This window comes from Agrobacterium vitis (assembly GCF_037039395.1).
Classification (GTDB): Bacteria; Pseudomonadota; Alphaproteobacteria; order Rhizobiales; family Rhizobiaceae; genus Allorhizobium; species Allorhizobium vitis_E.
In genome coordinates this window covers 3282622-3299771 of sequence record NZ_CP146242.1, presented here as the reverse complement: position 1 = coordinate 3299771, position 17150 = coordinate 3282622, and the positions used below count along the sequence as shown (strand labels likewise).

General features: G+C 55.7%; 17 protein-coding genes, 1 tRNA gene and 1 pseudogene. 6 read left to right on the top strand and 13 right to left on the bottom strand.

Features of this window, described 5'->3' with window-relative positions; all coding sequences use genetic code 11:
• Positions 1–34: 34 nt before the first annotated feature.
• Positions 35–367 (top strand): hypothetical protein, encoded by a 333-nt coding sequence (locus V6582_RS17770; RefSeq protein WP_156630478.1) that lies wholly within the window; start codon positions 35–37, stop codon positions 365–367.
• Between the two features lie 12 nt (positions 368–379).
• On the opposite strand, the gene V6582_RS17765 is transcribed toward V6582_RS17770, so the two are convergent.
• From V6582_RS17765 to V6582_RS17740, 6 genes are all read right to left on the bottom strand, one after another.
• Entirely contained in the window at positions 380–682 is a 303-nt protein-coding gene (locus tag V6582_RS17765; RefSeq protein ID WP_143051732.1) for a DUF6804 family protein, read from the bottom strand.
• Between the two features lie 16 nt (positions 683–698).
• Positions 699–953, bottom strand: a complete 255-nt coding sequence (locus tag V6582_RS17760; protein ID WP_143051733.1) for a hypothetical protein — start codon at positions 951–953, stop codon at positions 699–701.
• 185 nt (positions 954–1138) lie between these two features.
• Positions 1139–1214, bottom strand: a tRNA-Lys gene (locus V6582_RS17755).
• Positions 1215–1353: 139 nt separating this feature from the next.
• Complete coding sequence (locus V6582_RS17750) at positions 1354–2268, bottom strand: PhzF family phenazine biosynthesis protein (protein WP_156630477.1); 915 nt, start codon at positions 2266–2268, stop codon at positions 1354–1356.
• A 74-nt stretch (positions 2269–2342) separates the two neighbouring features.
• Entirely contained in the window at positions 2343–3098 is a 756-nt protein-coding gene (locus V6582_RS17745; protein WP_156630476.1) for an NUDIX hydrolase, read from the bottom strand.
• Positions 3099–3372: 274 nt separating this feature from the next.
• On the bottom strand, positions 3373–5049 hold the full coding sequence (locus V6582_RS17740; RefSeq protein WP_156630475.1) for a methyl-accepting chemotaxis protein: 1677 nt from the start codon (positions 5047–5049) through the stop codon (positions 3373–3375).
• 412 nt (positions 5050–5461) lie between these two features.
• Between V6582_RS17740 and V6582_RS17735 the strand changes: the two genes are divergently transcribed.
• Positions 5462–6334 carry a MerR family transcriptional regulator gene (locus V6582_RS17735; RefSeq protein WP_156630474.1) on the top strand — a complete coding sequence of 291 codons (873 nt, stop codon included), beginning with the start codon at positions 5462–5464 and terminating at the stop codon, positions 6332–6334.
• 147 nt (positions 6335–6481) lie between these two features.
• Here V6582_RS17735 and ilvC read toward each other — a convergent pair.
• The 4 genes and pseudogenes from ilvC to V6582_RS17715 form a co-directional block, all read right to left on the bottom strand.
• Positions 6482–7500: pseudogene (gene ilvC, locus V6582_RS17730) on the bottom strand (ketol-acid reductoisomerase).
• Positions 7501–7557: 57 nt separating this feature from the next.
• A complete protein-coding gene (locus V6582_RS17725; RefSeq protein ID WP_156584123.1) occupies positions 7558–8181 on the bottom strand; it encodes a TetR/AcrR family transcriptional regulator in 624 nt (207 codons plus the stop codon).
• Between the two features lie 314 nt (positions 8182–8495).
• Entirely contained in the window at positions 8496–9005 is a 510-nt protein-coding gene (gene msrA / locus V6582_RS17720) for a peptide-methionine (S)-S-oxide reductase MsrA (RefSeq protein WP_156630472.1), read from the bottom strand.
• A gap of 728 nt (positions 9006–9733) precedes the next feature.
• Positions 9734–10030: a PRC-barrel domain-containing protein gene (locus V6582_RS17715; protein ID WP_156630471.1), complete on the bottom strand. Its 297-nt coding sequence runs from the start codon at positions 10028–10030 to the stop codon at positions 9734–9736.
• A gap of 445 nt (positions 10031–10475) precedes the next feature.
• Between V6582_RS17715 and V6582_RS17710 the strand changes: the two genes are divergently transcribed.
• Positions 10476–10703, top strand: coding sequence for a hypothetical protein (locus V6582_RS17710; RefSeq protein WP_156630470.1), 228 nt, complete (start codon positions 10476–10478; stop codon positions 10701–10703).
• 70 nt (positions 10704–10773) lie between these two features.
• Here V6582_RS17710 and V6582_RS17705 read toward each other — a convergent pair whose 3' ends face one another.
• Entirely contained in the window at positions 10774–11238 is a 465-nt protein-coding gene (locus V6582_RS17705) for an Lrp/AsnC family transcriptional regulator (RefSeq protein ID WP_337739166.1), read from the bottom strand.
• 174 nt (positions 11239–11412) lie between these two features.
• On the opposite strand from V6582_RS17705, the gene V6582_RS17700 reads away from it, so the two are divergent.
• The 3 genes from V6582_RS17700 (at position 11413) to V6582_RS17690 (ending at position 14189) form a co-directional block, all read left to right on the top strand.
• Positions 11413–12126, top strand: coding sequence for an aspartate/glutamate racemase family protein (locus tag V6582_RS17700; protein ID WP_156630469.1), 714 nt, complete (start codon positions 11413–11415; stop codon positions 12124–12126).
• A 79-nt stretch (positions 12127–12205) separates the two neighbouring features.
• On the top strand, positions 12206–12817 hold the full coding sequence (locus tag V6582_RS17695; protein ID WP_420360152.1) for a TetR/AcrR family transcriptional regulator: 612 nt from the start codon (positions 12206–12208) through the stop codon (positions 12815–12817).
• 157 nt (positions 12818–12974) lie between these two features.
• Positions 12975–14189, top strand: coding sequence for an MFS transporter (locus tag V6582_RS17690; protein ID WP_156630467.1), 1215 nt, complete (start codon positions 12975–12977; stop codon positions 14187–14189).
• Between the two features lie 178 nt (positions 14190–14367).
• Here the strand turns inward: V6582_RS17690 and V6582_RS17685 are convergent, their stop codons facing one another.
• Both V6582_RS17685 and V6582_RS17680 read right to left on the bottom strand, forming a co-directional pair.
• The gene (locus V6582_RS17685; protein ID WP_156630466.1) at positions 14368–16146 is read right to left on the bottom strand and encodes a methyl-accepting chemotaxis protein; all 1779 of its coding nucleotides are present in this window, start codon (positions 16144–16146) and stop codon (positions 14368–14370) included.
• Between the two features lie 445 nt (positions 16147–16591).
• Positions 16592–17002, bottom strand: coding sequence for a winged helix-turn-helix transcriptional regulator (locus tag V6582_RS17680; protein ID WP_156630465.1), 411 nt, complete (start codon positions 17000–17002; stop codon positions 16592–16594).
• Positions 17003–17150 lie beyond the last annotated feature (148 nt).

The following is a 17150-nucleotide window of genomic DNA, read 5'->3' as shown; positions in this document are numbered from 1 at the left end:
AGTCAGAAGAGTTATTTTCTAAGGGAGAGCATTGATGAAAACCGCAACTAAAATCGCAACTACTTTCAACCTCCGTCGCCACCGCACCAACCAAATCATAGCTTTATTCATGCGTGAGTTGGAGGACAATATCGCACCCAAAATGCACCGAGAAGTATATTACGCCCTCAACAATGCTCTGGAAGCAATGGGAGCCGAGCTTGTCACAGACGAATGCCGCCGACAGATCGGTCTACCACCAAGAGATCAAAATGGCTGGACGGCAGACGAACTGATCGCGCTTGAACACTTCCGCCTTATGATGCTCATAAAACCACTCCAGATCAATATCCCGAAACCGGGCGATAATGGCAAAGATCCCGAATGACCAACCAACGCATCATTGCCGCGCGAGCTTGACCGTCACGTACCCCATAAACACACCTGCCGCTACATTCAGAACCGACCATATCTCTCTGGTCAGATGCAGCGGCAGCAACGGATTGAATATAAAGGCCACCACGAAAAGGCCGATAGCGATATTCCTATCCCGCTCGAGCAGCTGAATGCCCGCGTACAGCGCCGCCGCACACACCACCAGGCGAAGCAGCGAATAAAACCCGTAGGACCACGGAGCCAACGCCGCGAACAGCAGTAGCGCCGCGATACCGGTCCCAAATTTTGCATAATCTCGTGCCGTCATGATTGCCCCCAATCCTTTACCGCCTGACATAGCCCTTCTGCGCAAGGCAGGCGTCAAACACCAAATTCACATTCAAGGAATGTATGGCGCGGTCCCGCTCGGTGGACGTGAGCGCGGCTTTGGACGCCTCCCCATCACATATCACCCGCGCCTGCTGAAACTCTGCAAGAAGCTGCGGATTGGCATCCACCCGCTGGCCATCGCTCACACGATGGAAAAGGCCCTTGGGCGCGGTAACGCACCCCGCCAGACCAACAATCACCATACCCAAGACAAACGTTCGACCGCCCAGCATCATACCCCCACAGCGCAATACAAGATCGCGCTATCCTACAGTTCTCGCTAAAGCAGGCAATGGGTGAAAAAACCCGTGCGACCGTACGACAAAGCGACCAAGTCGCACGGTCGCATAACCGGCGCAAATTGGTCGCAAAAATCTGCTAAATTATTGAAAAATGGTGGGTGATGTAGGGTTCGAACCTACGACCCGCTGATTAAGAGTCAGCTGCTCTACCAACTGAGCTAATCACCCGCCCCGCAGCGCTTCGTTTGTGCTTCATCGCTGCCGTGAGCGGGGATATAAAGGGGTTGCCTCTGCTTGTCCAGCACCGTTTCGAAAAAAATGCCATGAAACAGCAAAAAAAATCAAAACTCGAAAAAACCAAGGAAAATCAAATGTCGAGCATGCCGGAAGCGATGCGTACGGCGGTGCCACCGATGCGGGCGCGGAAAACTTTGGCTTCCTTGGTATCGATATGCAGATGGATGAATGAGGGGCGCCCCATTTCCACGCCCTGCTCTATCAGCAGCGGGTGGTGGCCCTCCGGTAGCGCGTCGAAATGCTGGATAGCGCCGGAAAGCGCTGCCACAGCCGAGCCTGTGGCCGGGTCCTCGATGCCCATGTCGGGGGAAAACTTCCGGGCGTGAAAGTCAGCCGCGTGGTGAACACCGCCACGGCAATAGACATAGGCTGAGGTCAGCGCGCCGTCGCAGAAAGGTGCCGCCCGCTCCCAGAGCTGCGGATCGAATTCGATGCTTTCGACATCCCCCAGAGTGCTGACCGGAATGAGCAGGAAAGGCACGCCAGCCGACCAGATCGACGGCAGATGATTTTCGAAAAGCAATTGGTTCGGCTTCAGGCCAAGCGCATCGGCGATGCCCTGGCGGTCGAGTGGCAGCTGTATCTGGGTGGAGGTTTTCGGCAGGTCAAATTCGGCAAAACTCGCCTCACCCGGCCTCAGGCTGACGGCACAGCGCACCGGGCCGATCTTTTCGTCGATCACCGAAACCAGATCGAGCGGACCCTCGCGGTCCTGATGAGCCTTTTCCGCCAGGCCGATCGCCGTGCCAACCGTCGGGTGGCCGGCAAAGGGAAGCTCGCGACCGGGGGTGAAAATCCGGATGCGCGCCACATGTGCGACGTTAACGGAGGGAAAAACGAAAACCGTTTCCGAGAGATTGAATTCCCGCGCTATCGCCTGCAACGCATCGTCATCGAGATCCTCGCAATCGAACACGATTGCCAAAGGATTGCCGCACAGCTTCTTGTCGGTGAAGACGTCGTAAATGCAATAGTGTCGAGCCAAACAAGCCTCCAGTCGCCGTTACAATGCCAGCAAACTGCACGAGCAGCGCCAGCCATGCAAGGCGAACCAGCCGCTTAGCCGGGAAAAATCCAATCCAACAGGGGATACATGTCTGGCGTGTAATCATGCGCCTTGCGATCCGCCGAGCGAATGGCCACGGCGCGGGCAATTTCCTGTTCTTCATCAACAGCCATATGGGCCGCGATTCGCTCGAAAATCGCCTCAGTGGTCAAGGCCAGGCGAAACACCCGAAACAGCGTGACCCGACGGCCACGGCGATAGCCGCGCAATTGCGGATCGATCACCGCATCATCCACCGACAGTCCGGTTTCTTCCTGCACTTCGCGGCGCATATTGGCATCGACATCGACCATCGCATTGACGATATCCGAAGCATCGAGCGAGCCGGCCGGACAATAGACCCGCCCTGCATTGGCGGTGTGAGCGGCCATTTCCACCGCGATCAAGGCGCCATCGGACGAAATCAGCACCGGAAACCCAAACAGGTGATAGCCGCTCTGCGGCTCGGCCTGACGACGCCAGAACAGAAAGCTGGAATAGGGGATCAGATGTCCCGCGCCGGTCACAACGCCACCACCGATCTGCAATTCGTTGAACAACACCATGGCGCCATCGAACAGAGCGGGATTGGCCGCCGATTCCGCCTGCCAGTTTTTGCGAATTGCATCACGATGCGCGCTGTGAAACGGATGATCTCCAGGCTTGACCTGCAATTCCAGCCGGTTCACATCGAATATTTCCCCATCCGCCGGCCAGGACAAATGATCGTCAATGGCTTGCGGCAGAATGGCTTTTGCTTGGGACAGCATGGATGAAACTTTCTTTTCCAGTCTCTGGCTCTTGCAGCACCTGCTTCTTGCAGTTCACGGCACTCGCAGGTCAAACAAGACAGCAGATCGCTCTTTATTCGCTACGATCAAGGCACTTTGTAAAGGTATCAAAGCGCAAAAAGATGACGGTCCCATCACGTCTTGGCGTTTTGCCCATGTTTAAACTCGCAAACACAATCCAAGGAAGCAAAAAAGAACCGCGCGCCCGGATAGCGCGCGGCACTGTCTTGAAGAGCGATATGCGACTTTGTCGTCAGGCCGCGCGAGAATAGGATGACGAGGAGCCAGTCGTCGTCGTCTTGAATTGCGCGACCATCTGGAACAAATCGTCGACATCCTTGGCAAGGGAGAAAGCTGCGGCGGTTGTTTCCTCGACCATGGCTGCATTCTTTTGCGTGGACTGGTCGATGACATTGACGGAACTGTTGATTTCCCGAAGCGCGGTGGTCTGTTCCTTGGAGCCTTGAACGATTGCCGTGACATTGGCATCGATGGCGCGGATCTGATTGAGAATATTCTCCAGTGCCGTGCCGGTCTGGGCGACAAGGTCCACACCACGGCCAACCTGCTTGCCGGACGTGCTGATCAACTGCCGGATTTCCTTGGCTGACGAAGCCGAACGCTGGGCCAGTTCGCGGACTTCCTGGGCAACAACCGCAAACCCCTTCCCGGCTTCACCGGCGCGGGCCGCTTCGACACCGGCATTCAGGGCCAGAAGATTGGTCTGGAATGCAATCTCGTCGATCACACCCAGGATGCTGGAGATTTGTCCGGAAGACTGCTCGATCTCGTTCATGGCAACCACGGCATCCCTGACGATGACACTGGATTGCTCGGTATTTAACCGGGTCTGCTCCATCAATCGTCCAACTTCCTCGGCCCGCTTGGCGGAGTCGGCAACCGTTGTCGTCACCTCTTCCAGAGATGCGGCGGATTCCTCCACGGACGCAGCCTGTGCTTCGGTACGGCGCGACAGGTCGTTGGCAGCCTCTTTGATTTCATTGGTGCTCGAGGCGATGGACCTGGCGCTCAGGGTCACACCGTCCATTGTCTTGCGCAAATGGCTGAGGGCTTCGTTGAAATCGACACGCAGTTTTTCCATGGTCGGAACGAAGGCATTGTCCAGCGTGCCGGTAAGATCGCCAGCTGCCAGGGCCTTCAGTGCGGTACCCAGATGGGCAATAGCATCCATCCGGCTCGAGACATCGGTTGCAAACTTCACCACCTTGTAGACTTTGCCGCGCGCATCGAAGACCGGATTGTAAGATGCCTGGATCCAGACATCATGGCCGTCCTTGGCGAGACGCCGGAACTCATTGGCCAAGGTTCGTCCAGACGCCAGATCGCGCCAGAAGGCTACGTAGTCTGCGGAAGACGCATAGGCCTTGTCACAAAACAGACTGTGGTGACGTCCGACAAGTTCCGTCAGGCTATAGCCCAGCGCCCTGCAGAAATTGTCATTGGCGGTGATAACCCTGCCATCAGGGGTAAACTCGATGACCGCCATCGACGTCGAAATCGCCTTCAGCTTGGCATCGTCCTCTATCGCCTGCAATTTAACGCTGGTGATATCCGTTGCGTATTTGACGACCTTATAGGGCTTATCACCCTTCATTACCGGATTGTATGAGGCTTCGATCCACACTTCCCGACCGTCCTTGGCAATACGGCGATATTGGGCGCGCTGGAATTTACCCTGCCGCAACCCCGCCCAAAAATTCCGGTAATCGTTGGTCTCAACCTCGCTGGCATCGACGAACATGCGGTGGTGCTTGCCTTTGATTTCAGCCAGACTGTAGCCAAGCGCCCGGCAGAAATTGTCATTGGCATCCAAAATGATGCCGTCCAGGCTGAATTCTATGACGGCCTGCGACTTGCGAAGAGCCGAAATTTCCGATTTGGCGTCAGCACCCAGTCCAAAAATAGCCATGTCTGAATCCTTCAACCTTTAACCTGCAAGCGCGTCTCATTGCGCTTTTAATGACATAAGTGTCGCACAAAAAGATATACAATCAATTCCTAAATTAGGGTTTTTCTCTCAGAGTTGTATATTATTCAAACCAAGTAAATGCCGCGTTATCCCGGCCATTTAAATACCCCTAAATATTAATGGTGAAATTGCTAAGTGGTTTATGAAACCACAGAAATAACCGATGCCGTGAAGAAAATCGGCCAGTCGGACACAGCGCATACGGCCCATCGGAGTCTCGACAAAATTTTCGTCCCCGCCCTGAGGAGGGCGCTCTGCCGACTATCCAAACATAGACAAGAAGTTCGATTTGCAATCGCATCGTCTCTTGCGTATATTCTTTGTCACTACAATAGAAATAGGGCGGCGAGCTATGAAGGAGACCTATTCGCTTCGTGAAGTCGTGAATGAGACCGGCCTGACGAAGCTGGTCCTGCATGCGTGGGAGCGCCGCTATGCGGCAATCGTGCCCAAACGCACCGAGACTGGCCGCCGCATCTACCGGCATGAAGATCTTGTCCGGTTGCAACTGCTAAAGGCCTGCGTCGACAATGGGCAAAGGATCGGCTCTATTATCCATTTATCGACTGAAGAGCTGAAACGATCCGTGATGAACCAGGCGCGGCTGGACGACCTGGAGCATGTTTTTAAGGCCGTGGAAAACCTTGACGGAGAGACATTGGACCGGCTGCTGAGCACCCGCTTCATTGCGCTTGGGCCTGTCGATTTTTCAAAACACGTCGTCCTGCCATTCATGGCGGAAATTGGCCGACGCTGGGTGGATGGCCAGCTGTCCATCGCGTCGGAACATCTCGCCTCATCCTCGGTCAGGGAACTGTTGAACGGCGCTTTCAAATTTATGGCATCGCCTCGCAGTTCGCACAGAATAGTCTTCACCACGCTTGAAGGCGAATTACATGATATCGGCGGGCTGGTGGCGGCTCTGATCACCCGCAGCCATGGCATCCACACCACCTATCTCGGCGCGCAGCTTCCGGCCAAGGATTTCGATGTAATGGCAAGGCAGTCCGGCGCGACCGTCGTGTGCATCAGCGGGGCCTTCAAGCGCATCCGCAATTTTGAGCTACAGATCAGGGAGATCCGGCAGGCCTTACCGCTGGATGTCCCGCTCTGGTTGGGCGGAGCGGCCTTCATGGATCTGCCTCCCATCGAGGGAGTGTCTTATTTTCAGCAGATGGAACGGTTCGAAGAAGCGGTGATCGCTCTGCGTGACGAAAGCGTCTGACACGATAAAGCGCCGCATGTCGGCAAACACGCGGCGCTTCATCGTTTCGTTGCGAACCTTGTCAACCAACTGGTTCTTGGCGATCCCCCGCAATGCCGGAGGCACGCAGGCAAGAAAGCTTGGATCGCCAAGAGCATTCGAGGTTAATTAGTTGCGAGCCTTGTCAACAAGCTGGTTCTTGGCGATCCAAGGCATCATGCCGCGCAGCTTGGCGCCGACTTCTTCGATCTGGTGCTTGTCGTTCATGCGGCGAATGCCCTTGAAGCGAGCGGCGCCAGCGCGGTATTCCTGCATCCAGTCCGAGGTGAACTTGCCGGTCTGAATGTCGTGCAGAACGCGCTTCATTTCAGCCTTGGTTTCAGCAGTGATGATGCGCGGACCGGTGACGTATTCACCCCACTCAGCCGTGTTGGAGATCGAGTAGTTCATGTTGGCGATACCGCCTTCATAGATCAGGTCAACGATCAGCTTCACTTCGTGCAGGCACTCGAAATAGGCCATTTCAGGCGCATATCCGGCTTCAACCAGCGTTTCAAAGCCAGCGCGGATCAGCTCGACGAGACCGCCGCACAGAACAACCTGCTCGCCGAACAGGTCGGTTTCGCACTCTTCCTGGAAGGTGGTTTCGATAATGCCCGAACGACCGCCGCCAACGCCACAAGCGTAGGACAGAGCCACTTCAAGGGCGTTGCCGGATGCATTTTGATGAATGGCAACAAGGCAAGGCACGCCGCCGCCCTTCTGGTACTCGCCACGAACCGTGTGGCCAGGGCCCTTCGGTGCGATCATCACAACGTCGACGGAGTCTTCGGCTCGATCAGGCCGAAGTGAACATTCAGGCCGTGGGCGAAAGCGATAGCAGCGCCATCACGGATGTTGGCGGCGATGTCGGCCTTGTAGATATCAGCCTGCAATTCGTCAGGAGTTGCCATCATCATCAGGTCAGCCCAGGCAGCGGCTTCGGCAACGGTCATGACCTTGAAGCCATCGGCTTCAGCCTTGGCAATGGTGGCCGAGCCAGCCTTGAGGGCGATCACGACGTTCTGTGCGCCCGAATCCTTGAGGTTCAGCGCGTGAGCGCGGCCCTGGGAGCCGTAGCCAATGATGGCGACTTTCTTCGCCTTGATGAGGTTCAAATCGGCATCACTATCATAATAGACGCGCATTGTGTAATCCTTCCCTATGCTTTGTCTGATGTTGAGTATTTTATCCCTCGCCAGGATTTACGCTGACGATGTCTTGTCCGTGCCGTGCAACACAAGAAAGGCGGACACAGCCTTGTGCGCACGGGCGTCGAATTTTCGTGGTTCGGGTTTTTCCCCCAGAAGCAGGCGAACATGAAGATCGGAAACGATCAGGCCGTAAAGCGTGCGATAGGCATCTTCGCCGTCCTCAAACCGCAACAGGCCATCGCGTCGTCCGGCATCCAGCAGCGCCCTCGCCCGGCGGTCGATCTGGCGGCGGCCACGCTCCAGCAGCATTTGCCCTAGTTTCGAGCCGTCGCGACTGGTCTGGCCAATGGCAAGCCGGTTCAGCGCCAGCGAGATTTCACCAGACAGCACATCCAGTAAATCGCGGGCAAAAACCTCCAAATGATCGGCCAGCATCTGCGGTGTCAGGCGCTCGCCAGCGCGCTCGAAGGTGCGCACCTTGCTGGCCTGATAGGAAATCATCGCCGAAAGCAGACCGTCGCGATCCCCAAACCATTTATAAAGGCTTTCCTTGGAGCAATTGGCCGCCCGCGCCAAACCGGCCGTGGTCAATGCCTTGTCGCCGCCTTCGACCAAAAGGCGCAGGGCCTCCGCCAGAACCGCGCTCTGGCGTGCAGAAAACTCTGCTGTTGGCATGGCATTGGTCGACACAGTGAAAGCCCTTCAATCTAAGTACCGTACGGTACGGTTCTTGTTAACGCGCTTCGCATTGCGCGTCAAGCGCCAGAGTGACTGATAAGGCTGAAGAACGCAGCGATGACGTGAAAAGGGGAGAATTTCAGGCAAAAGTGCCAGGCCGTCTTGCCAGCCGGAAGATTTTGAAAAGGTATAGTGGGAGCATTTCCGCGCTTCACTGAAAAGCGGAAATGCTCAATAATCTCAGGCGAGACGCTGAGAAGGCAAGCCGGGAAACTGCCGCCTTCAAGAGGCGAAACGTCTTTGGAGGACTGTTATGCCACGGCCTGACGTTTCGGCAGTTTCCAATTTGGCCGCGGAAAATGGCAGGTATAGCCGTTTGGAATGCGCTCAAGATAATCCTGATGCTCCGGCTCGGCCTGCCAGAAATCACCGACAGGCGCCACTTCGGTCACGACCTTGCCAGGCCAGATGCCGGAAGCATCCACGTCGGCGATCGTGTCCTCGGCAGTTTTTTTCTGCTCTTCACTCGTGTAGAAGATTGCCGAACGATAGCTGACGCCGACATCATTTCCCTGACGATTGGGCGTGCTTGGATCATGGATCTGGAAGAAAAACTCGAGAAGTTCGCGAAAGCTCGTCTTCGATGGATCGAAGATAATTTCAATCGCCTCGGCATGCGTTCCATGATTGCGATAGGTCGCGTTCGCGACATCGCCGCCGGAATATCCCACTCGGGTGGCAATCACCCCGGGACGCTTGCGGATCAGGTCCTGCATGCCCCAGAAGCAACCGCCTGCCAACACTGCGCGTTCACTCGTCATGGACGTAACTCCTATGGTTGGAATGCACCCTATGTAGGAGCTATAGCGCCCTGTTTCCAGCGGCCAATCGGCATAGTAACGGCCTTGCTGGCCATGGCGGCGGAATAATCCACCCGCCCCTGCCCGACAAAAAGTGGAAACTCATCTCCTCAGGTAGCTTTTCGTGCCGCTATCGGTAAGGCAGAACCGTCCACCCCGGGGACCAACGCAAAAGCTGCCGGAACGGCATGAGCAAGATCCTTCCGAAGCTGGAGCCAAAGATGGGTCCATGGGTGGTGTCAGGTTGAACGCAGGACTATCCGTCCGACCTTCCGTTCCCCCCATAAATCTCGAGCATGACTTCTTGCTGGCGCTGATTGAGCCATCGTTACAGACAAAAAGCTCGCCGCGACACATAGCGATGCCTGCTTTACGGCCACTACAGGGGCGATTTTCAGCATGTAAAAGGGTTGGCAGCACACAAATGGCGACCGAAAAAACCGCCAATCTCATGAAAAGGCCAGTCCGGTCTATGGGGCGAGAACACCTTCGTCGGGGCGCAGTTCCAGTATATCCATAGACGGCGTTCAGGTCGCGCCGCCACCGACGTTCCCATCCCCGGCCTAAACCAGCTCTATATCCCATGAAAATGGCCACCCTGATCCCCAAGGTGGCCATAATATCGTATTTAAGTGGAATTTCACATAACGTAAGTCATGGAAATCTTGCCTCGCAAATGCCTGGGACGATTAGTCCTTATGCGCAGGCATGTCCTTCAGCTGATCCTTCGTCCATGTGGTGACGGCATGGACGTCGCCATCTTCATCCCGCATGAATTGCAGATCCGACAGCGGAACGCCGACCGGCTTTGCACCGATACCCAGGAAGCCGCCGACATCAATGATCGCAGTGCCGCTGGCACCTACACCATGGACGTGATCCAGCTTGCCGACCTTGTGGTCGTCAGCACCATAAATGGTTGCACCTTCGAGCACGGCAGGGGTGAGTTCAGCAGTGGTGAGACGAACGTGATTGGTATGATTCATTGGGTTATCCTCCTTGTTTGTACTGTAGAGGTAACCAGCGGGGCCGGTGTTTGTTCCCTGCTTAAAAAACCAAAGCGTGTGCAGAGAGTGAGGATCGAAAACCCCGGCGCTTATTCGCACCCTACCAGCAGAGCCATCGCCCAACGCGACTATTGCACAATTTTACATCACATTCATGCCCTCTAAACGCCTCTACGCATCAAAAGGAAGTGAGACTGCCGAGAGCAGACCTGGCAGGGCTACAATCCGTCGATGCAATGCACGTAATACGCTGATTATGCTAGGATTTTACAATCACAACTCGACAAGGGACATCAACGCATGCCTGCAATGCTTTTTCTGACAGGCGCGCGCCGTTGCAAAGCACAGCAAAAGCGCCCAGATTTCAGGCATCGAACCAAATAGTTCGACTTAATTTTATCCACTTGTAAAGTTGGAGAGATCCATGAAGACCTTTATCGCAACAGCCGTGCTCGCAAGCCTGATCGGCGCTTCCGCATCGTTTGCCGCAACCACGACAAAGACCACCACCCAGCCTGCCCAGACCAGCGCATCCACGCAAACGGCGGCACAACTGAACTCGAATGACAGCAGCCAGCAATCGTCCAGCAGTGAATGGCAGTTCAAGGCCCCCACCAAGAAGCCGCATCACCGCAACGAATTTAACGGCTGATTGCCGCGACCATCCCGGTCGGGATGAATCATTGATGCGAGGCGCCGGTCTTTCGGCGTTTCGCCTGTTGTCACACAGCATAATCGACCGGTACCGCGGAGCCGCTTTTCATCGTCTCCATTGAAATAGAGGCGGACACATCGAAAAGCTCGATACGCCGCACCAGCCGACGATAAACAACATCGTAATGCTCGACCCGTGGCAAAACAATCTTCAAGATATAATCATGGTGCCCCGTCAGGCGATGCGCCTCGACAATTTCGGCTATATCGGTAATCGCCCGGCGAAATTCCTCGGTCCATTCATCGGTATGATGGGCGGTTTTTACCAAGGCGTATACGGTTGTCGGCACGCCCACCTTGTCGCGATTGAGCACGGCGATCCGCCGCTCGATATAGCCCGCCTCTTCCAGCTTCAGGATACGGCGCGAACAGGCCGAAACCGATAGGGCAACCTTGTCGGCCAGATCGCTCACCGCAATGGCCGCATCCCGTTGCAGCAGATCCAGAATCTTCCTGTCTCTCTCGTCAACCACGCCTTAATACTCCGCCTTTCAGGATGAACACGCAAATCATACGCGCATTTCAAATTTTTCTCGCAATTTTTCTGCGGAAGTTTTGGTGATTTTCAAGAAATTTGCAAATCAACCGCTTCAATCCACTGGCATAGTTCTGTTCATCACCACCAAAGACACTAGGGGAACACGACAATGCGGATGATCGGCTTGATTGGCGGAATGAGTTTTGAAAGCTCGGCAGTTTACTATCGGCTTATCAACGAAGCGGTTCGCCATCAGGTGGGCGGCTTGGCATCGGCTGAAATCGTCATGCGGTCGGTCGATTTTTCGCAGATCGTTGGCTACCAGAAGGCAGGCCGTTGGGATCTGGCGGAAAAGGTGCTGGGCGATGCCGCTGCGGCCCTGGAGCGTGCCGGTGCCGAATGCGTGCTGATCTGCACCAATACCATGCATCTGATTGCCGATGCCGTGGCAGCGCGTGTTTCCGTACCGCTCATCCATATTGTCGATGCAACGGCCCAGGCCATCAAAGACGCTGGCTTCAAGCGACCCCTGCTGCTCGCCACCCGCTACACGATGGAGCATGGCTTTTATACCGATCGCATGCGCGCCCTCGGCCTGCTGCCCATGGTGCCATGCTCAGAGGATCGCGGCATTGTCCATGATGTGATTTTCGACGAACTCTGCGCGGGCCGCGTCGAAAAGCAGTCGCGGGCTGCCTATCTGGCAATCATTGAAAAGGCCAAGGCAGACGGCGCCGATTGCGTCATTCTCGGCTGCACCGAGATTTGCCTTTTGCTCAATCCAGACGAACTTTGCCTGCCGGGCTTTGATTCCACTGCCATTCATTGTGGATCTGCGGTCGAGTTTTCGCTCACTCCGCAAGAGGTTAAGAAGATCGCCTGAAAGCATTGACTGCGGTTTATTGATCGCAGTCAATTTTTTGCTTGATTTGGAAACGATCGTTTCCTATTGTATAGCTATGATGAACCAGCAAACAAAATCCGGCAGACCAGCGGGTCGCCCTCGGGAATTCGACACGGACGTGGCGCTGGACGCCGCCTTGGTGGTGTTTTCGGAGCGGGGCTACCAGGCCGCCTCGATCAGTGAGCTTGCCGAAGCCATGGGGTTGACGGCTGGCAGCATCTACAAGGCCTTCGGCGACAAGCGCGGCGTGTTTCTGGCCGCCTTCGATCGCTACTGGTCGGTGCGCCATGCGATGATTCTCAAACGCATGGCACCGCTTGCAACCGGTCGGGAAAAGCTGTTTGCCCTTTTGCAGCATTATGCCGACCACGCCCATGGCGCGGCAGGCCGGCGCGGCTGTCTCATCGTCGGCGGCGCCAATGATCTGGCACTGCTGGATGCGGAAGCCGCTGCCCGGGTGGGGCTCGCTTTTACCGCCAACCAGCAACGCCTGAAGGACCAGATTGTCACCGGACAGGCCGATGGCTCGATTCGAGCCGATCTCAATGCCGATGTCATCTCCAGCGCCCTGCTCTGCCTGACGATGGGCATGCGCGTGGTCGGCAAGACAGGCCGGACAGAAGACGAGATGCAGGCCGTGGCGCAAACGGCGCTGCGACTTTTGGACTGAGCCGTATTTCAGCCCTTACAGCGGCGTGCAGCAGCATGGCGCGGTGAGGTTCGCCGTAACACTTCCTATTCGCTGAACCATTCAACAGGCACTCACTCACAACAATACCATGGCATCCTCCCAAGACCATGGCGCCCCAAGCCGAGAAGCAACCACCATGACCCTTTCCAGCCCGCTCTTGCGGCACGATTCCGAACACGCCCTGTCGCCAGCCCTAACCTTTATCTTCGCCCTGGCCTGCGGGCTTATCGCCGCCAATCTCTATTACGGCCAGCCGCTGGCCGGACCGATCAGCGCGGATTTGGGGTTCTCACCCCAGGCGACCGGACTGATCGTCACCCTCACCCAGCTTGGTTACTGTCTCGGCCTGTTGCTGCTGGTGCCGCTGGGTGACCTGATCGAAAACCGCAAGCTGGTGATCATCCTGATTGGTCTTGCCGCGCTGGCCCTGCTGGGCGGGGCGCTTTCGACCTCGCCGGGCCTTTTCCTGCTGGCCTGCCTTGGCATTGGCCTTGCCTCCGCAGCCGCCCAGGTTCTGGTGCCCTTTGCCGCCAGCATGGCACCGGATGCCTCACGCGGACGGGTTGTCGGCAATGTCATGAGCGGGCTGCTCTGCGGAATCATGCTGGCCCGGCCCATTGCCAGCTTCATCGCCGAGGCATCGTCCTGGCATGTCATCTACGTGCTTTCGGCGGTTGCCATGGTCGGGCTGATGGTAGTGCTCGGCATGACCCTGCCCCGCCGCCAGCCGCATGCGCAGATCAGCTACGGCGCGCTGCTCTCCTCCATGGCCCATATGGCGCTGACCAACCGCGTGCTCCAGCGCCGGGCGCTTTATCAGGCCGGCATGTTCGGTGCCTTCAGCCTGTTCTGGACCACGACGCCCCTGCTGCTGTCGGGCCCGCATTTTGGCCTGAGCCAGAACGGGATCGCGCTGTTTGCGCTCGCCGGAGCATCCGGTGCCATTGCCTCACCCATTGCCGGACGGATGGCCGATCGCGGCCTGACCCGGCAGATTTCCATCGGCGCTATGGTCATGGGCATCGCTGCGTTTCTGCTTGGCCGCTACGCTATCGAAACCTCACCGCTAACCGGCGTGATCTGCCTGACACTCGCCGCCATTACCCTGGATTTCGGCGTGCAAGCCAATCTGATCAGCGGCCAGCGCATCATCTATTCGATGACCGCCGCCCATCGCAGCCGGCTCAACGGCATTTATATGGCGACATTCTTTCTTGGCGGAGCGCTTGGCTCAGCCATTGGCGGCTGGGCCTATGCGACAGGCGGATGGTCGCTGACCGCCTGGATCGGCCTCTGCTTTCCCGCCGCCTCGCTTGTCCTGCTGCTGACGGAAGGGCGGCAAACGGCCTAAAGCATCGGACCGAAAAGTGGAACCGGTTTTCGGATGAATCCGAGCGTAAACAAAAACTTAGAGCATCGTTCCGATTCCTATTTTCGGTCCGATGCTCTAGAATCTAAAGGGTCTGATAGAAAGCGCCGTGCGTTTTATAAAATGCACGGCGCTATACCGGTTTAATTTATTGAGCTTTTTAAAACTCGCTCCACCCGCCGCCGGATTGGGATGCGACGGAACCCGCCACCTTCGACATCAGCTCCCGCGCTGGCGAGGTCGTGGGCCGATGAGCTGACGTCGCAGCGCCAAGCTGGCGTGACGAAGGCCGCATGCCGGTTCCACCCAACTGGAATTTTTCAATCAACTCACGCAGACGCGCCGTTTCCTGGGCAAGCGATGCACCGGCAGCATTTGTCTCTTCCACCATCGCCGCGTTTTGCTGCGTCACCTGATCCATCTGGTTGACAGCCGCATTGACTTCGGAAAGCCCGGTGGCCTGCTCGCGCGCCGAACTGGTAATGGCTTCCATATGTTCATTGACCGCAACAATATTCTGCTGGATCGTCCGAAGCGCCTCGCCCGTTTCGCTCACCAGCCTTACCCCGGTGCTGACCTCGTTTGAAGAATTGCGGATCAGTTCCTTGATTTCCTTGGCTGCCTGGGCAGAGCGCTGCGCCAGTTCGCGAACCTCTTGCGCGACCACGGCAAAGCCCTTGCCCGCTTCACCAGCACGAGCGGCCTCGACACCGGCATTCAGCGCCAGCAGATTGGTCTGGAAGGCAATTTCGTCGATCACCCCAATGATATTGGAAATCTGATTGGACGAGTTCTCAATGCGCGACATCGCCCCAACCGCATCCTCAACCACCTTTGAAGAGCGTATCGCATTGTCGCTGGCTGTGGATGCGGAATGACGGGCTTCCTCTGCCCGCTTTGATGCATTCGAAACATTGACGGTAATTTCGTCAAGCGCCGCAGCGGTCTCTTCCAGGGAGGCGGCCTGCTGCTCGGTCCGCTTGGACAGATCTTCTGCGCTCTGGCTGATTTCGCGCGTGCCATTGTCGATCTGGCTGGTTGAATGCGACACCGCGCCAAGCGTGTTGCGCATCTGAAGCAATGCATCATTCATCGTGCGACGCAGTTCTTCAAAATCCGGCGCAAACGGAGTATCCAGAGTGAAGCTCAGATCACCCTGCGCCAACCGCGTCAGGGCAGTGCCAATCGCATTGACCGCATTCACTCTATCGGTGACATCCGTGGCAAATTTGACGACTTTTGTGACCTTGCCCTTGGCGTCCAGGATCGGGTTATAGGCAGCATTGATAACCACCTTCTTTCCATTCTTGCCGTAGCGAATGAACTCTGCCGATTGAACTTCTCCGCGGCGCAAGCCAGCCCAGAACTCCTGGTACGCGGTGGATTTTGCGTATTCAGGGTCAACCAGCATGCTGTGGTGACGACCCTTTATTTCGTCCAGTTTATAATCAATGGCTTTGAGGAAGTTTTCGTTAGCGCTAACAATTTCCCCGTCCATGGTAAACTCGATAATGCCTTGAGAACGGCTGATCGCCATCATCTGCCCCTGATAATCCAGGTTCTGCAATCGCTCCTTGGCATCGGCCCATTCAACAACGAAGCCGGTCGTTTTTCCACTTTCGCGCAGCGGCGTGACGATGAGATCGAACGCGCGGTGGCCAACCCAGATCGTCGCCCTGTGCTGCGTTTTGAGAGCAGCCAGCATATTGCGCTGATGGGAAGGGTTTTTGTGGAAAATATCGATATTGCTGCCAATGAGCTTATTGAAATCGAAGCGCGGAAGTTCTTTTTTAAGGTCGGATTCAGCTTCCTTGAGCAGCTCCATGACGGACGTGTTCATATAGCGAATATTAAGATCGACATCCGAGATCATGATATTCGCTGTAATCAGCTTCAAAGACTGGGTCTGCATCCGAGCGATACTAGAAATTCCAAACATCAAGCGTAGTCCCTTTCCGACGAAATGAGGAAGGCACGAGAACAGGCTCTGTTCTGTATAGAGCGTCACGGATGCCAACCAAAAATGATATTGCCAGCATGAAGTGTAGCCCTAATCCCCCTATAATCTATTAATAAATTAGATAATGCAAAACCTACAATGTATGGAAAAGTTTCTAAAATCATAAAATTAAATCAAATACTTATGCAAAAATTCCTTGATAAAACGCAGGACACCGTGCCATTCGCCCACGCATGATGGTTGGCTCTTTTTTTGTCCAGAACCAGCCTGGCTCGCGTCAATGCCTGGCGTTACCGAGGAGCCAATTCGGCATGGTCTGGCCGTGCGCCATATTTGGCGCACGGCGTTTGTCGCTCTTTATACTCGCAGAATAATTTTCTCCTTAAATCGACGCCGATTTAGGAAATTATGCAGCAGTTCAGCCTCAAACATTCTGCCTATCGAATCGTGCCCGGGCCTCGACCACGCGGGCATGATTATCGATGGCAAATTCCACCAGATGTTTGAGCGAAAACACCAGCTGCTCACCCATCTCCGTCAGACCATATTCAACGCTGGGCGGCTTGGTGGGAAAAACCTGCCGGTGAACATAACCGTCGCGTTGCAGGTCTCTCAGGGTCTGGGTCAGCATGCGCTGGGAAATATCAGGCACCAGGCGTCGAAGCTCACCGAAACGATAGGGCTTTTCGGCAAGCGATCCGAGAATCAAGGTCGACCATTTGTCGCCGACATGGGAAATCACCGAGCGCACCGGGCAATTGTCTTCCGCCCGCTTGCTTTTGCTTACCCCACTCGTCGTTGTCTGCGAAGGCGCCCGCTGCGTGGCATCGTTCATGATAGTACCCTTTCTGTAACCAAAGGTGCTAAAACTGCCTTCTTTACAGCAGTTTCAAAAGGCTGATTATAGTGCTGGTCTCAATTTGAGAGCAACAAGATAATAGGGTATGAAGCTTTACAGGACGTGCGTTTTATAAAACACCCGA

Coding starts and splice junctions, on each gene's coding strand:
- V6582_RS17770 (WP_156630478.1), top strand. CDS start 35: ATGAAAACCGCAACTAAAATCGCAACTACTTTCAACCTCCGTCGCCAC.
- V6582_RS17765 (WP_143051732.1), bottom strand. CDS start 682: ATGACGGCACGAGATTATGCAAAATTTGGGACCGGTATCGCGGCGCTA.
- V6582_RS17745 (WP_156630476.1), bottom strand. CDS start 3,098: ATGCTGTCCCAAGCAAAAGCCATTCTGCCGCAAGCCATTGACGATCAT.
- V6582_RS17740 (WP_156630475.1), bottom strand. CDS start 5,049: ATGGCTATTTTTGGACTGGGTGCTGACGCCAAATCGGAAATTTCGGCT.
- V6582_RS17735 (WP_156630474.1), top strand. CDS start 5,462: ATGAAGGAGACCTATTCGCTTCGTGAAGTCGTGAATGAGACCGGCCTG.
- V6582_RS17725 (WP_156584123.1), bottom strand. CDS start 8,181: ATGCCAACAGCAGAGTTTTCTGCACGCCAGAGCGCGGTTCTGGCGGAG.
- msrA (WP_156630472.1), bottom strand. CDS start 9,005: ATGACGAGTGAACGCGCAGTGTTGGCAGGCGGTTGCTTCTGGGGCATG.
- V6582_RS17715 (WP_156630471.1), bottom strand. CDS start 10,030: ATGAATCATACCAATCACGTTCGTCTCACCACTGCTGAACTCACCCCT.
- V6582_RS17710 (WP_156630470.1), top strand. CDS start 10,476: ATGAAGACCTTTATCGCAACAGCCGTGCTCGCAAGCCTGATCGGCGCT.
- V6582_RS17700 (WP_156630469.1), top strand. CDS start 11,413: ATGCGGATGATCGGCTTGATTGGCGGAATGAGTTTTGAAAGCTCGGCA.
- V6582_RS17695 (WP_420360152.1), top strand. CDS start 12,206: ATGAACCAGCAAACAAAATCCGGCAGACCAGCGGGTCGCCCTCGGGAA.
- V6582_RS17690 (WP_156630467.1), top strand. CDS start 12,975: ATGACCCTTTCCAGCCCGCTCTTGCGGCACGATTCCGAACACGCCCTG.
- V6582_RS17685 (WP_156630466.1), bottom strand. CDS start 16,146: ATGTTTGGAATTTCTAGTATCGCTCGGATGCAGACCCAGTCTTTGAAG.
- V6582_RS17680 (WP_156630465.1), bottom strand. CDS start 17,002: ATGAACGATGCCACGCAGCGGGCGCCTTCGCAGACAACGACGAGTGGG.